Below are 15,146 nucleotides of genomic sequence, written 5' to 3' on the forward strand. Positions count from 1 at the left end.
GGAGGTTATGATTTGAATATTGATGAGGTTAATTATCAGGTTAAAAGTTGGCTGACAGAGGCACGTGAAAATATTATTCATGCATTTGGAAATCCATTGTCTGTTGAAACAAAAAGTAGTCGAGTTGATCTTGTAACTAATATGGATAAACAGACTGAAAAATTTTTAGTAAACAAAATTCGTACCTTTGATCCGAAAGCCAAAATTTTAGGTGAAGAAGGTTTTGGGGATGATGTAACAAATTTAGATGGTACTGTTTGGATTGTTGATCCAATTGATGGCACAATGAATTTTGTCAAACAGAAAGATCATTTCGCGATTATGATTGGTATTTATGAAAACGGTATTGGAAAATTGGGATTCATTATGGATGTAATGAATAATGTTTTATATTCTGGTGGGCCAGATAGGGGCGTCTTTGCCAACGATAAAAAACTTGAAAAGCCTGAAAATATAGCACTTAAGGATGGCTTGCTAGGTTGTAGCTCACCTATGTTAATGATGGACTATAAGCATTTACAATCAATTGTTCAACATAGTTCAGGTGCTAGGGTTTATGGAAGTGCCGGTATTGAGTTTGTTCACATATTACGTGGACAAGAAATTGGTTATGTTTCTCACTTAAAACCATGGGATTTTGCAGCCGGTAAAATATTGGCGGAAACTCTTGGTATCACCGTGAAAACAATTGACGGGTTAGAGCTCGATATGTTACAATCAGCAGATGTATTAATAGCAACGGAAAACGCACAAGAGGACATTTTAAAACTACTAAATAGTTTTTAGTAGAATCGCGTTGTGGCTGTGACTAACAAGTCGCAGTTTTTTTATGCGATTTATTTATGAAAAAGTATGAAAACTTTTAGTAAGTGTGTTAATTGTCTGCTATAATAGTGAACTGTAGTTATTATTCGTAAAAATATTAAGGCTCCAACGAAAGGAAGAACAAACTTGAAAACAAGAGATGACATTCGTAACATTGCGATTATCGCCCATGTCGATCACGGTAAGACGACATTAGTTAATGAATTATTAAAACAATCAGATACATTGGATGGCCATTCAGAAATTAGTGACCGTGCCATGGATACAAATGATATTGAAAAAGAACGTGGTATTACAATTTTATCAAAAAATACTGCTGTTAGAGTTGGCGACAAACAAATTAACATTTTAGATACACCTGGACATGCCGATTTCGGTGGTGAAGTAGAACGTATCATGAAAATGGTTGATGGTGTTTTACTTGTCGTTGATGCTTTTGAAGGAACAATGCCTCAAACACGTTTTGTTTTGAAAAAAGCTTTAGAACAACAATTAGTACCAATCGTTGTTATTAACAAAATTGATCGTATGGGTGCTCGTCCACAAGAAGTTGTTGATGAAGTTCTTGATTTGTTTATTGAATTAGGTGCTGATGAAGCACAACTTGATTTCCCTGTTATTTATGCTAGTGCATACAATGGTACATCAAGTATGGATCCAGATATCGAAACTCAAAAACATTCTATGGATGACGTTTTTGAAACAATTATAAATACAATTCCTGCACCAGTTGATAACAGTGACGAACCATTACAATTCCAAGTTTCAATGTTGGATTATAATGAATATGTTGGTCGTGTTGGTATTGGTCGTGTGTTCCGTGGAAAAATTGCTGTTGGTGATCAAGTTTCTGTTATTAAACTTGACGGCTCAGTTCAAAACTTCCGTGTTTCAAAACTTTTTGGTTTCTTCGGTTTAGATCGTGTTGAAATTAATGAAGCTAAAGCCGGTGATTTAATTGCAGTTTCAGGGATGGATGACATCTTCGTTGGTGAAACTGTAACACCAAGTGATCATCAAGAAGCATTACCATTAATGCGTATTGATCCACCTACACTACAAATGACATTCAGAACGAATGATTCACCATTTGTTGGACAAGATGGTAAAAACATTACTGCTCGAAAGATGGAAGATCGTCTTAAATTACAATTGCATACTGATGTTTCATTGAAAATTGAAGATACAGATTCTCCAGATGCTTGGGTTGTTTCAGGTCGTGGAGAATTACATTTATCAATCTTAATTGAAACTTTACGTCGCGAAGACTATGAAATTCAAGTTTCACGTCCAGAAGTTATCTACCGTGAATTCGAAGGCAAGATGCAAGAACCATTTGAAAGCGTCCAAATCGATACACCTGATGAATATTCTGGTGGTGTTATTGATACAATGGCTCAACGTAAGGGTGAAATGATTAACATGGAGACCGGTAATAACGGCCAAACTCGTTTAACTTTCTCAGCTCCTACTCGTGGTTTAATTGGATATGATTCACAATTCCTTTCAATGACTCGTGGATACGGTATCTTAAATCATACTTTCTCTGAATACAAACCAGTTATCCGTAACTGGGAACCTGGTCGTCGTAATGGCGCATTAGTTTCTATTAATTCAGGAAAAGCTACAACATATTCAATTATGAGTATTGAAGAACGTGGAACAATTTATGTAACACCTACTACTGATATTTATGAAGGAATGGTTGTTGGACAAAGTAGCCGTGAACGTGATATTTCTGTAAATATTACTAAAGGAAAAGCTATGAGTAATGTTCGTTCTTCTAATAAAGATCAAACAGCCTCAATCAAGAAACCAACTATTCTTACTCTTGAAGAATCATTGGAATTCTTGAACACGGATGAATTATTAGAAATCACACCAAATAATTTACGCTTACGTAAACGTATCTTAGATACAAATATGCGTGAAAAAGCTCAAAAACAACATAAAACAGATTCAAAAAAAGGTTAATTTAAAAAGAGTTGAAAATGATTAAGTTCATTTTCAACTCTTTTTTTTAATCATGATAAATAGTAATATGGTATACTATTAGGAGTCACGAGAGAATAAAATCGATGAAAAACAACATTTCTAAAGAAAATGTGATGGTCACTTTGCAAGAAAATGTAGATAAAATAAATAAATTTATCTGGAAACAGCGAAATACATTTTACTAGCTTGGTTATGTTACATTTTAAGAAGTAGTTGATACTTAATTGTTCGTTTTTCTCGTGAAGTAGATTTTGTGTTGGAGTGTGCTCTGTTTGAAGAAAAAACTGAAAAGAAGCAGATAAAGAATCTTGAAGTAACTTCGAATAGACACTTTAGTACTAAATTTGAAAAAATGAAGAAATAAGTTGGATTAAAAATGCAAATTTTAAAAAGAATAACACAAAAATTACAATATCTTGATTATTTTATTTTTATACCGTATATCATATTATCCGGAATTGGTGTGGTCATGGTTTATTCTGCTAGTTCATATAAGGTTCAAATGGCGGGTGGCGATCCAACGACATATTTAAAAAAACAATTGCTTTTTGCCATTTTAGGATTGCTAGTTGCTTTCCTTATATATTCAATGAAGGTTAATTTTTTTAAAAGTTCTGGATTTATAATATTATTTGGTGCAGTGTCCATTCTGCTACTTTTATACGTAGTACTTAGCGGTAAAACAGTTAATGGTGCAGCAGGATGGATTAACTTTGGCTCTTTTAACATTCAGCCCGCAGAAATCAGCAAGATTTTTTTAGTCTTGTTTATGGCGCAACAAGTTGCATTCCGTGAAAATAAAGAATTAAGTTATGAGGGTAGAAATAAACGTCGTTTTATCTATGCGATTGCAGTAGCCTTACCACTCATTTTAATTTTGGTTGAACCAGATGTGGGTGGGTTTATTATTAATTTTAGTGCAGTATTAATCATTATTTTGGCTAGTGGGTATTCAATTGGAATAACTTCTTTAATTTCTGTTGGTGGCATGGGTACTTTAATGATATTATTATCAAAATTAAAATCTGTTTCTCCAGATTCTGGTGGTCCATTAGCATATATGGCTAAAAGATTTAGTGGATTCAATGATCCGTTTAAATATCAGCAATCAACTGGACAACAGCTGGTAAATTCATATTATGCATTAAGTAATGGTGGTATTTTTGGTGCAGGACTAGGAAATAGCATCCAAAAACGAGGCTATCTACCAGAACCGTATACTGATTTTATATTAGCAATTACAGGTGAAGAACTTGGATTATTGATGGTATTTTTTATTTTAATATTACTTTTCAGTATGATTGGACGAATTATCTTTATTGGTTCTAAAAGTAAAGAAACTTTCCATTCACTTTGTTGTTATGGAATTGCGACGTTTATGACAGTGCAGACTGTATTTAATGTTGGTGGTATATCAGGTGTTTTACCAATAACAGGTGTAACATTTCCATTTCTTAGTTATGGCGGATCAAGTATGCTTATCTTGAGTTTCTGTGTAGGCTTAGTTTTAAATATATCAGCTTTAAGAAAAAAGGAATTACTAAATAATAAATAAAAAGGGGGTCATAATCAAATGCTTGACGAAGAAAATGGGACTAAGTTAGTTATACAAAAAAGACAAGGTGTCATTGTGTTTTTATACCATATGAAGCAAATTAAGCAGTTGAAACGATTCGGTATTATTCAATATATTTCAAAAAAAATGAAATATGTTGTCATTTATATGAATCAAGAAGACCTACCCGAGACGATTAAGAAAATTCAAAATTTAAAATTTGTTAAAAAGACAGAAGTATCGCATCGCCCTGATATTGATATGGACTTTGGGTCTCGAATGGGTGAAAAAGCATTTAAATTAACAGATGAAGATCAAGAAAAATTTAAAAATAAAAGTGAGTAAAGTATATGAGAATAATTTCAGGTGAATATGGCGGAAGAAAATTAAAAGCAGTTCCGGGTATGGCAACAAGACCTACAACGGATAAAGTTAAGGAATCAGTGTTTAATATTATTGGTCCTTATTTTGATGGCGGTAAATCGTTAGATTTATTTGCAGGTAGCGGAGGGTTAAGTATCGAAGCTGTTTCTAGAGGAATCTCGCATGCTTTTCTAATTGATAGACAGTATCAAGCAATTAAAACAATTAATGATAATATTGCTATCACAAAGGAAGAAGATAAGTTTACGGTCTATAAGCAAGATGCCGATAAAGCAATTGGACTATTAAAAGGTAAAGAAACATTTGATCTTGTTTTTTTAGACCCACCTTATAAGACCCAAGAAATAATTGATACGATAAAAAAAATAGATAGCAGCGAGTTGTTAAATAATCAAGCTTTAATTATTTGTGAAACAGATCAATATGCTAACTTACCTGATGATATTTCTGGATTCAGGCTATTTAGGAGACAAAATTATGGAATTACACAGGTAACGATTTATCAAAAGGAGAACTAAAATGAATGCAGTTTTTCCGGGAAGTTTCGATCCATTAACTAATGGACACTTAGATATTATTGTTCGATCAAGCCAAATTTTTGATAAAGTTATTGTCGCAGTTATGACTAATACTAAAAAGAAGTCATTGTTTACAGCTGATGAAAAGGTAGATTTGATTAGTGAAGCTACCTTTTCATTAGCAAATGTAGAAGTAGTTAGTGTTGAATCAGATTTAACGATTAACTTAATGCACCAATTAGATGCTAAAATAATTATTCGTAGTGTTAGAAATAATAGGGATTTTGAATATGAAAAAGATATTGCATTGATGAACAAAGAGTTAGATGAAACAGTGGAAACTGTATTGATGCTTGCTAATCCTAAATACGCACATATTTCCTCAAGTTTAATGAAAGAAATATTTAAATTTGATGGAGATATTTCAAATATGGTACCTAATCATATAAAAGTAGCTATGATTAAAAAATGTCATGAAGTAATTAGTAAGGAAGATTAACTTAAATAAAATGAATCATCATTAAAATACGTGATAATGATTTAAGGAAAAAAACGAATTTCATTTTAAATGAAATTCGTTTTTTTGCGTATTTAAATATAAGAGGGAGGTGGATAAGATGGATCAAATAAAAAAAATTTGAATTGAATATCGAAAAATTATCATTATTTGTGTGGTATCTGTAATAGCATTGACCATTTTTTCAATAGTTACACAACATAAAAGTAGCAAAACAGATGATATGTTAGTTAATAGTATTACTAGTACGTCGTCTAGCTCGGAAAAAAATATATCAAGCCATTTAGAAACCTCAAATGGTGGGAAAATCGTTGTGGATATCAAAGGAAATATAAAAAAACCAGGTATATACACAATGAAAACAGGAATGAGAATTAGTCAGGTAATCGATTTAGCTGAGGGATTTTTATCTAACGCTGATCAGAAACAGATTAATTTAGCTCAAAAAGTAACAGATGAGATGGTTATATATGTTCCGGCAAAAGGGGAAGTAAAAGAAAATAAAGTAGCAGCTACTACTGCCCAAGGATCTTCTGTTATGGATGCAGGGTCTACTACAGGAACTCAGGATAAATCGAATGATGAATCAACGGTTAATTTAAACACCGCAACGAAAGAACAACTGCAAGGGTTGACTGGAATTGGACCAAAAAAAGCAGAACAAATTTTACAATATAGAGAAGAACATCAATCGTTTAAAACTACGGATGAATTAAAAGAAGTTGGCGGCATCGGTGATAAAACATATGAAAGTCTAAAGGACTCATTAGCGGTCTAACTTTTTTTAAAGATTTATTTTTGATATACTATAAAAAAATGAAAGAAGGAAATACCTAAATGCCTGATAATAGAATTCCTTGGGATCAATATTTTATGACGCAAGCTGCATTACTATCATTAAGAAGTACATGTGAAAGATTATCTGTTGGTGCGATACTTGTTAGAGATAAACGGATTATTGCAGGCGGATATAACGGCGCTGTTTCAGGGGATGTACATTGTATAGATGAAGGTTGCTACCTTGTAGACGGACATTGTGTACGAACGATTCATGCAGAAATGAATGCAGTTTTACAGTGTGCAAAGTTTGGCTCAGCGACAGATAATTCAGAAATTTATGTGACAGATTTTCCTTGTTTACAGTGTACAAAAATGCTACTTCAATCCGGCGTGAAAAAAATATATTATTTACGTAATTATCATAATGATGATTATGCCATATCACTATTAGAAAGAAATAATGTTATTTTTGAGCAAGTAAAAGTTGATAAAAATTATATTGAAGAAATTGTTCTGAATAAAATATTTTCAGAATAAAATCAGTTGAAGCAGTTGATCTATTTTTTGCGACGTTAGTTATTGGAATAACAAGTTTATATGTTGTAAATTACAATCCTATTTGGATTATTTTCGCTATCGTTATTTTTATACGAATTATTACGTTAAAACGTTCGATAACTTTTTATATTTGTTGTGTCTGTATTTTAATTTTTGGTATTTATTTTTACAGTAATGCGAAGGAAAGCCAGAAGCAAGTTGTAGTTGAAAAAGAGGTACAAAATGTTAATGTGAAAATTTACCCTGATGATTATTCAATCAATGGTGATTTGGTTAGTTTTGATGGACAAATAATTTCTAATTCACAAAAAATTCGAGGATTTTATAACTGTAAGTCACAAAATGAACTCAATAAGATTAAACATAATAAACACACTAAAATTATAAACGTTGATGCTAAGCTACAAAAAATTAAATCAGCGACAAATGAAAACGAGTTTGATTATCAAAGTTTTATGCGAACTAAATCAATTTACAATAGTATGACTATTATAAAAGTTAATAATAGTGAAAAAAATGTCATGAATTTATCGCTTGAATCCGTGATAAGTAAGTTACATGAATTACGAGCAGAATTAAAAAGTTATTTTAATTCTTTATCCAATCCGTTAGATAAATTTTTGAATGCTTTGGTAATTGGTGATAAGACTCAGGAATTCAATCAGGATTTAGCCTCTATAAGACAATTAGGATTAATTCATTTATTCTGTTTATCGGGTTTACATGTATATTATTTTGTGATGTTAATAAGAACGTTAGGAAATAGACTATTAATCCCACGTGAGACAGTAGCCAAAGGATTACTTTTTTTACTTCCATGCTATTTAGTTATTGCAGGGGAATCTAGTAGTTTACGACGTGCAATTTTTATGTGTATGGTTCAACTTATTTGTGAACTAATTGATAAACCTGTCCAAGGGATTACGGTTTGGTGTTTCGCTTTGTTAATAGGATTGGTGATTGAACCACAAGTACTGTTCACATTTGGCGGTCAGTTGAGCTATCTAATGTCATTACTACTAATCTTTATGGAGAATAAAGGTACTTTTGAATCAGGTATTTGGCTAAACTTATTTAGTTTGCCATTTATTTTTTTCAACGTTTATCAGTGGAATGTTCTATCAATTGTACTTAGTATTTTTATTATTCCTATTTTTGAATTCTTAATCCTACCAATTGTAATTTTTGGAGGAATGGTTGGGATTCATTTTAAGGTTGTTATGGATGGGATAAATACTGTATTAAAAACGTTTATTTATTTTTTTGATGAACTAGCACGTTTACCATTAACGATAACGTTTGGTAAACCCAGTTTAAATATGTGCATGCTATTTTTCATGTGCACCTTAACATGTTTTTTACATCCTTCGTGTATTAAAAGATGGGCAATATTAGTTAGTTTCTATGTTATGGTATTTCTATGGATCCATTTTCCAATTCGGCAAGAAGTCGTTTTTTTTGACATTGGTCAAGGGGATTCAACATTGATAAGAAAGCCGTTTAATAGGCAAATTACATTAGTAGATACAGGCGGTAAAGTTCATTTTAAGATGGATAGCTGGCGAACTAGAAAGGAGTATCAAACTTCTGGTGAAAAAATTATTACTAATTATTTATTAAGCAAAGGAATCAGTCATATAGACTATTTATATTTGACGCATCAAGATGCAGATCATATAGGTAATTTTCCGTCTATATTAACCAAAATAGACGTCGATAGAATGATTGTTCCATCTGGAATGGAACAACTGCCACAATTCATTAAAAAAATAGAATCTACTCGACCGCCTAAAATGGTGATACCTATGACAGATAATAGTAAAAAACAGGATGCTGAATTGATGATTCTACATCCTTTTAATCAAGGTATAGGAAAAAACGAAGATTCTCTTGTTTTATTTGGAACAATCGGGAAATATAGCTATCTTATTACTGGCGATTTGGACCGAGCTGGTGAAAAAAAGGTTATTCAAAAATATCCCAATTTACAAATATCAATTCTTAAAACAGGTCATCATGGCAGTAAAACTGCGACTGATCCAATATTTATTGATCAAATAAAACCGAAGTTAGCGGTGATTTCTGCTGGTAAGAATAATAGATATGGCCACCCACATCAAGAAACATTAGATACTTTGAAAAAATATCGAATACCGTTTGTTAGTACAGCAGAGCATGGTATGATAAGAATCAGCAAGTTTCAAAATTATAAAGAAAAATTAGAAGTTTTTAACAATGAAAAGAGCTGATAAATATGAATTCACAGGCAATAATTTCAACGTTATCTCTTGAAAATGTGAAGCCAGTAAATCTTGTCTTAGGTAATGAGACTTATTTAATGGAAGATGTAAAAAAAGCATTTACTGAGTTGATACCTGAAGAAGAGAGAACGATGAATTTAGGTAAATATGATATGGAGGAGGTTCCGTTGGCTAAAGCATTAGATGATGCGATGTCTGTTCCTTTTTTTGGTGATAAGCGCTTAATTTTTATTCAAAATCCTTTTTTTCTAACGTCAGACACTAAAAAAAGAAAAATTGAACACGATATTGATGGTCTTTTATCTTATTTAGCTCATCCGGAACCAACAAGTATTGTAGTTATATTTGCGCCTTATAAAGAATTAGATGGTCGTAAAAAGATTAGTAAGATGCTTAAAAAATTTAGTCTAGTTATTGATAATCAACCGTTAAATGAGCGTGCAACGCGACAGTTTATAGCCCAAGAGATGGCTAACAAATCATTTGAAATAGATGAAAACGCTTTGGAATTATTTCTAGAAAGAACCAATACAGAATTATCAACAATCATGAATGAATTGCCAAAGTTATTTTTGTATAATTTTGAAACCCACCGAATTACATTATCATCTGTTGAAAATTTAGTTTCTAAAACTTTAGAACAAAATATATTTGATTTAGTAGATGTTGTTATTTCAAATAATATTGAAAAATCAGTAACGTTGTATCATGATTTAATTTTACAAAATGAAGAGCCAATTAAGATAAATGCAATATTATTGGGACAATTTAGATTATTATTACAAGTGAAAATTTTGCAAGATAAAGGTTACTCACAAGGAGATTTAGCTAGTGTTTTAAAAGTGCATCCTTATCGAATTAAGTTGGCACTTCAAAAGATAAAGAAATTTAATAGAAGTGATTTGAGGAAAATTTATTTAGCGTTAATTGATTTAGAAAAAGCAATGAAGACGACACAACAAGATCAAGAAGGATTATTCTCATTATTTATGCTTCAAATTAATCGTATAGATGTATAAAATAAAAAATACCCAGTAGATTATTAATCTACTGGGTATTTTTCTGAAAACTTATTTAGCGTAACGAGCAGCCATACGAGACTTATCACGAGCAGCTTTGTTTTCTTTGATCAAACCTTTAGAATGTGCTTTGTCGATTGCAGTAATAGCAGCTTTGTATAAAGCATCTACATTATCGGCACCAGCAGTCTTAGCTTGTTCAAACTTCTTTACAGCAGTACGCATTGTGCTTAATTGAGCAGCATTTTTAACGTTTGCTTTTTCATTCGTTTTTACACGTTTAATTGCAGATTGAATAATTGGCATTTAAGTCACCTCCACTTATCATGATCACCTTATTGGTTCTCAACAAATATTTCAACAACCATTATTATACCTAACCAAATTAGTTAATGCAATGAAAACTTGTAAAGGATTTTTACTTGATAGTAATAATTAGATAAGAGAAGTTATAAAAAACTTGCAATATACTCTAAATTTTAGTAAGGTTAGATTTGTTCCAAGTAACCTTTAACTTAGTTTGTTGACGTCTCACCGACGACTTACTCGGTTTTAGGCATTTAGATTCAGAAAGGTGGGAAACACTAATGGCAATTACAAATGAAAAGAAAACAGAAATTATGAACGAATATGCTCGTCAAGAAGGCGATACAGGTTCTGCTGAAGTACAAATCGCTGTACTTACTGCAGATATCGTTGAATTGAATGCACATATCGGCGTTCATAAAAAAGATTTCGCTTCACAACGTGGTTTGATGAAGAAAATCGGACATCGTCGTAACCTTTTAGCATATTTACGTAACAAAGATATTCAACGTTACCGTGAATTGATCCAACGCTTAGGTCTTCGTCGTTAAAACTAAAAGCAAAACTCTTAATAAGAGTTTTGCTTTTTTTATTTTTAAAATTTAAGATATGTCTACTATAAGTGAGTTAAATGTAAAACGTTCATAAATTTTATGGTATAATTGAGATTCAAATAAAGAAAAAGAAGGTTTTTTTCAATGGACGGATATAGAGTTGCGGTTGTCGGTGCTACAGGCGCTGTTGGAACACGAATGATTCAAATGCTAGAAGAAACAAGTTTACCCATCAATAGTATTAAATATTTGGCATCTAAACGTTCTGCAGGACAAGTATTAAAATTTAAAGGTCAGGATGTTATCGTAGAAGAAACAACATCTGATTCTTTTGAGAATGTTGATTTGGCTCTATTTTCTGCTGGCGGTAGTGTATCTAAAAAGTTTGCACCTGAAGCAATTAAACGTGGTGCAGTTGTTGTAGACAACACTAGTGCGTTTAGAATGGATCCTGATGTCCCACTAGTAGTTCCTGAAGTTAATGAACAGGCACTTTATGAACACAAAGGACTAATTGCTAACCCAAATTGTTCAACTATCCAAATGGTAGTTGCACTAGAACCAATTCGTAAAAATTACGGTTTAAAGAAGGTTGTTGTTACAACAATGCAAGCTGTTAGTGGTGCTGGAAACTTAGCTATTCAAGAATTAAAAGATGAAACACAAGCTTATCTTGATGGCGAAGAGATGGAAGCAAAGATTTTACCAGCTTCTGGTGATAAAAAGCATTATCCAATTGCATTTAATCCACTACCACAAATTGATGTTTTTGAAGACACAGGTTATACACATGAAGAATGGAAAATGATTCATGAAACGAAGAAAATAATGTCTAATCAAGATATTCAAGTTACTGCAACATGTGTACGTGTACCAGTTGTTGTTAGCCATTCGGAATCTGTTTGGTTTGAAGTTGAAAGTCATGATGCTTCTGTTAAACAAATTCAAAATATTCTTGCAGATGCACCCGGTGTGGTTTTACAAGATAATCCGGAACAACAGATATATCCACAAGCAATTAATGCCACTGGTAAGAAAGATACATTTGTTGGTCGTGTTAGAGCTGATTTAGAACAGGATAATGCCTTCCAATTATGGGTCGTTTCGGATAATTTGTTAAAAGGTGCTGCATGGAATTCAGTTCAAATTGCTGAAAAATTGCATGAATTAGATTTATTAAGAGTTCCAAAGTAAAAAGAAAGGAGTGAATTAAGCGAATGTTTGAAAATGTAGATATAATGACAGCTATGGTCACACCATTTAATGATCAGAATCAAGTGGATGAAGATCGCTTAATTAAATTAATTGAACATTTAATTTTAACAGGTTCAAAAGGTATCCTGGTTAATGGTACTACGGGCGAATCGCCTACGTTGAATCATTCTGAAAAATTAAATTTGATTAAAAAAACAGTGGCAATAGTTAATGGTAGAGTTCCAATTATGGCTGGTACAGGATCAAATAATACTATGGAGACAATTGATTTTACCAATGAGGTAGCCGCTATTACTGGTGTGGACGCAGCTTTAGTTGTTGTGCCATACTATAATAAGCCTAATCAAAAAGGTATGATTGCTCATTTTGAAGCAGTTGCAAATGCTTCGAAATTGCCTATTTTCATTTATAATATTCCGGGTCGTACAGGCGTAACTATGACTGTTGAAACAATTGTTAAGTTATCTAATAATAATCATATTATTGGTATTAAAGATTGTACAGGTAGTGAAAATTTAAGTCGTATTGTTGAACAAACGCCAGATGATTTCTTGGTGTATACTGGTGAAGATACGGATAGTTTGACTGCAAAAATCTTAGGAGCAAGTGGTGTTATTTCTGTTGCAAGCCATATATTTGGTATTGAAATGACTAAAATGTATCAAGCTGTACAAGATGGAAATATTAAGCTTGCAGGAGATATTCAAAGAGAGTTGACGCCAAAAATGGCTGCACTTTTTTCTCTTCCATCTCCTGGACCAGCTAAAGCAGCTTTAAATTACAAGGGTATCTTAGTAGGTGGGTGTCGTTTACCAATAGAGGCATTAACTGACAATGAAATAAATCAACTAGTGAAAATACTAAAAATATAAAATATGTAAGAGGTGAAGTAATGAGTAAAGTTAAAATAATTCCACTTGGTGGCGTTCGAGAAAATGGTAAAAATATGTATGTCGTTGAAGTGGATGATGATCTATTTATTTTTGATTCTGGATTAATGTATCCAGAAAATGGCTTATTAGGGATTGATATTGTAATTCCTGATTTTAGTTATTTGAGAGAAAATAAAGAACGAATTGTAGGTGTTTTCTTAACACATGGGCATGCAGATGCAATTGGTGCATTACCATACTTTGTGAGTGAATTTGATGTGCCTGTTTTTGGATCAGAATTAACAATTGCATTAGCAAAAATTAATATTGAAAATGATCCTAAGGCAAGTAAATTTTCTGATTTTCACGTTGTTAATGATCAGACTGAGATTGATTTTGGTAAAACGACAATTTCATTCTTTAAAACGACCCATTCAATTCCTGAATCATTAGGAATCGTTTTAGGTACTGATGAAGGGCAGATTGTTTATACAGGTGATTTTAAGTTCGATCAAGCTGCGGCACCAGTTTACCAAACAGATTTTGGACGTTTAGCTGAGATTGGTAAGAATGGTGTTTTAGCGTTATTAAGTGATTCAGCTAATGCTGAGAACCCATTCCCAACAGTCAATGAAAGTGCAATTGACGAATACATTAATGAAACATTTGAATATCAAAAAGGTCGTATTATTGTTGCCTGTGTGGCATCAAATATATTACGAGTACAACAGATACTAAATGCTGCAAAGGAAAGTCATCGAAAGGTTATATTAACAGGACACGATGTTGAAAAAATCGTTAAAACAGCTATGGATTTGAAGAAATTAGTTCTTCCTGATGAAAATTTAATTGTTCCAATGAGTGATATTAGCAAATATGACGATGATCAACTAATTATATTGGAAACAGGTAAAATGGGTGAACCTTTAAAATCATTACAGCGAATGGCTTTAAATCAACATTCAACTGTTAATATTCATGAAGGAGATCTTGTTTTCATTACGACAACAACGTCAAAAGCTATGGAAACTAATGTGGCAAAGACAAGAGATCTCATTTACCGAGCAGGAGCTGATGTGAAAGCAATTTCTGATGAATTAAATTCTTCAGGTCATGCTGGTCAAAATGATTTACAACTAATGATCAATTTAATGAAACCAAAATACCTGGTTCCAATTCAAGGTGAATATCGATTACTTGCGGCACATGCTGATTTAGCACATACATTAGGAATGCCATATGATCATATCTTTATTACTGGTAAGGGTGATGTTTTAAGTTATTCTGAAGGAAAAATGAATTTAGGATCGCAAGTTGAAGCAGGAAATACCATGATTGATGGTATTGGTGTTGGTGATATTGGAAATATTGTACTGAGAGATCGTAAAATACTTTCTGAAGATGGTATTTTTATTGCAGTCGTCACAATTGATCGTAAAAAGAAAAAAATCATAAACAAGCCTAAAATTACATCAAGAGGATTTGTTTATACAAAAACGAGCCTTGATTTAATTGAAAAGAGTGCTGAAATTGTGTCAGAAACAGTACAAGATAATTTGAACAATAAAGAATTTGATTGGGGACATTTAAAACAAGATGTTCGTGAAAAAATGAGTCATTTCCTATATGAACAAACAAAACGACGTCCAGTTATTTTACCTGTTATTATGGAAATTAATCAGTATCATAGAAAATCAACAAAGTCTAAAGAAGTTAAACCGGCGGAAACAAAAAATAACGAAAAATAATCAAAAAGGGATAACACAAATGTTGTTATCCCTTTTTTT

Annotated in this window: 15 protein-coding genes; 14 read left to right on the forward strand and 1 reads right to left on the reverse strand. The window is 32.2% G+C overall.

The features are described from left to right. Positions 1 to 12: 12 nt before the first annotated feature. The 10 genes from AC1RPK_RS05730 to holA all read left to right on the forward strand — a co-directional run bounded on the left by AC1RPK_RS05730 (position 13) and on the right by holA (position 10,412). Entirely contained in the window at positions 13 to 786 is a 774-nt protein-coding gene (locus tag AC1RPK_RS05730) for an inositol monophosphatase family protein (RefSeq protein WP_481761701.1), read from the forward strand. A 165-nt stretch (positions 787 to 951) separates the two neighbouring features. Further along, positions 952 to 2,799 (forward strand): translational GTPase TypA, encoded by a 1,848-nt coding sequence (gene typA / locus AC1RPK_RS05735; protein WP_481761702.1) that lies wholly within the window; start codon positions 952 to 954, stop codon positions 2,797 to 2,799. 397 nt (positions 2,800 to 3,196) lie between these two features. Further along, positions 3,197 to 4,375: an FtsW/RodA/SpoVE family cell cycle protein gene (locus AC1RPK_RS05740; protein WP_481761703.1), complete on the forward strand. Its 1,179-nt coding sequence runs from the start codon at positions 3,197 to 3,199 to the stop codon at positions 4,373 to 4,375. A gap of 18 nt (positions 4,376 to 4,393) precedes the next feature. Continuing rightward, entirely contained in the window at positions 4,394 to 4,720 is a 327-nt protein-coding gene (locus AC1RPK_RS05745; protein ID WP_481761704.1) for a YlbG family protein, read from the forward strand. 5 nt (positions 4,721 to 4,725) lie between these two features. After that, complete coding sequence (rsmD, locus tag AC1RPK_RS05750) at positions 4,726 to 5,277, forward strand: 16S rRNA (guanine(966)-N(2))-methyltransferase RsmD (protein ID WP_481761705.1); 552 nt, start codon at positions 4,726 to 4,728, stop codon at positions 5,275 to 5,277. Between the two features lies 1 nt (position 5,278). Then, entirely contained in the window at positions 5,279 to 5,776 is a 498-nt protein-coding gene (gene coaD, locus AC1RPK_RS05755; protein ID WP_481761706.1) for a pantetheine-phosphate adenylyltransferase, read from the forward strand. Between the two features lie 190 nt (positions 5,777 to 5,966). After that, positions 5,967 to 6,572: a helix-hairpin-helix domain-containing protein gene (locus AC1RPK_RS05760; RefSeq protein ID WP_481761707.1), complete on the forward strand. Its 606-nt coding sequence runs from the start codon at positions 5,967 to 5,969 to the stop codon at positions 6,570 to 6,572. Between the two features lie 59 nt (positions 6,573 to 6,631). Further along, the gene (locus tag AC1RPK_RS05765) at positions 6,632 to 7,111 is read left to right on the forward strand and encodes a ComE operon protein 2 (RefSeq protein WP_409022402.1); all 480 of its coding nucleotides are present in this window, start codon (positions 6,632 to 6,634) and stop codon (positions 7,109 to 7,111) included. A 251-nt stretch (positions 7,112 to 7,362) separates the two neighbouring features. Next, a complete protein-coding gene (locus tag AC1RPK_RS05770) occupies positions 7,363 to 9,381 on the forward strand; it encodes a DNA internalization-related competence protein ComEC/Rec2 (protein ID WP_481761708.1) in 2,019 nt (672 codons plus the stop codon). Between the two features lie 5 nt (positions 9,382 to 9,386). After that, positions 9,387 to 10,412 (forward strand): DNA polymerase III subunit delta, encoded by a 1,026-nt coding sequence (gene holA / locus AC1RPK_RS05775; protein WP_481761709.1) that lies wholly within the window; start codon positions 9,387 to 9,389, stop codon positions 10,410 to 10,412. Positions 10,413 to 10,463: 51 nt separating this feature from the next. On the opposite strand, the gene rpsT is transcribed toward holA, so the two are convergent. Further along, a complete protein-coding gene (gene rpsT / locus AC1RPK_RS05780; RefSeq protein ID WP_409022404.1) occupies positions 10,464 to 10,718 on the reverse strand; it encodes a 30S ribosomal protein S20 in 255 nt (84 codons plus the stop codon). Positions 10,719 to 10,999: 281 nt separating this feature from the next. On the opposite strand from rpsT, the gene rpsO reads away from it, so the two are divergent. The 4 genes from rpsO (at position 11,000) to AC1RPK_RS05800 (ending at position 15,107) form a co-directional block, all read left to right on the forward strand. Then, on the forward strand, positions 11,000 to 11,269 hold the full coding sequence (gene rpsO, locus AC1RPK_RS05785) for a 30S ribosomal protein S15 (protein ID WP_409022405.1): 270 nt from the start codon (positions 11,000 to 11,002) through the stop codon (positions 11,267 to 11,269). A gap of 147 nt (positions 11,270 to 11,416) precedes the next feature. Next, entirely contained in the window at positions 11,417 to 12,466 is a 1,050-nt protein-coding gene (locus AC1RPK_RS05790; RefSeq protein ID WP_481761710.1) for an aspartate-semialdehyde dehydrogenase, read from the forward strand. Positions 12,467 to 12,489: 23 nt separating this feature from the next. Beyond that, entirely contained in the window at positions 12,490 to 13,359 is an 870-nt protein-coding gene (gene dapA / locus AC1RPK_RS05795; RefSeq protein WP_481761711.1) for a 4-hydroxy-tetrahydrodipicolinate synthase, read from the forward strand. A gap of 20 nt (positions 13,360 to 13,379) precedes the next feature. Continuing rightward, positions 13,380 to 15,107: a ribonuclease J gene (locus tag AC1RPK_RS05800; protein WP_409022408.1), complete on the forward strand. Its 1,728-nt coding sequence runs from the start codon at positions 13,380 to 13,382 to the stop codon at positions 15,105 to 15,107. Positions 15,108 to 15,146: the final 39 nt, after the last annotated feature.

It is taken from the genome of Dellaglioa sp. CoH-55-MRSF-6, from assembly GCF_056782215.1.

Excerpts from the sequence above, each read along its gene's own strand:
- AC1RPK_RS05740 (WP_481761703.1), top strand. The coding sequence starts at position 3,197 with ATGCAAATTTTAAAAAGAATAACACAAAAATTACAATATCTTGATTAT.
- AC1RPK_RS05745 (WP_481761704.1), top strand. The coding sequence starts at position 4,394 with ATGCTTGACGAAGAAAATGGGACTAAGTTAGTTATACAAAAAAGACAA.
- rsmD (WP_481761705.1), top strand. The coding sequence starts at position 4,726 with ATGAGAATAATTTCAGGTGAATATGGCGGAAGAAAATTAAAAGCAGTT.
- coaD (WP_481761706.1), top strand. The coding sequence starts at position 5,279 with ATGAATGCAGTTTTTCCGGGAAGTTTCGATCCATTAACTAATGGACAC.
- AC1RPK_RS05765 (WP_409022402.1), top strand. The coding sequence starts at position 6,632 with ATGCCTGATAATAGAATTCCTTGGGATCAATATTTTATGACGCAAGCT.
- holA (WP_481761709.1), top strand. The coding sequence starts at position 9,387 with ATGAATTCACAGGCAATAATTTCAACGTTATCTCTTGAAAATGTGAAG.
- rpsT (WP_409022404.1), bottom strand. The coding sequence starts at position 10,718 with ATGCCAATTATTCAATCTGCAATTAAACGTGTAAAAACGAATGAAAAA.
- rpsO (WP_409022405.1), top strand. The coding sequence starts at position 11,000 with ATGGCAATTACAAATGAAAAGAAAACAGAAATTATGAACGAATATGCT.
- AC1RPK_RS05790 (WP_481761710.1), top strand. The coding sequence starts at position 11,417 with ATGGACGGATATAGAGTTGCGGTTGTCGGTGCTACAGGCGCTGTTGGA.
- dapA (WP_481761711.1), top strand. The coding sequence starts at position 12,490 with ATGTTTGAAAATGTAGATATAATGACAGCTATGGTCACACCATTTAAT.
- AC1RPK_RS05800 (WP_409022408.1), top strand. The coding sequence starts at position 13,380 with ATGAGTAAAGTTAAAATAATTCCACTTGGTGGCGTTCGAGAAAATGGT.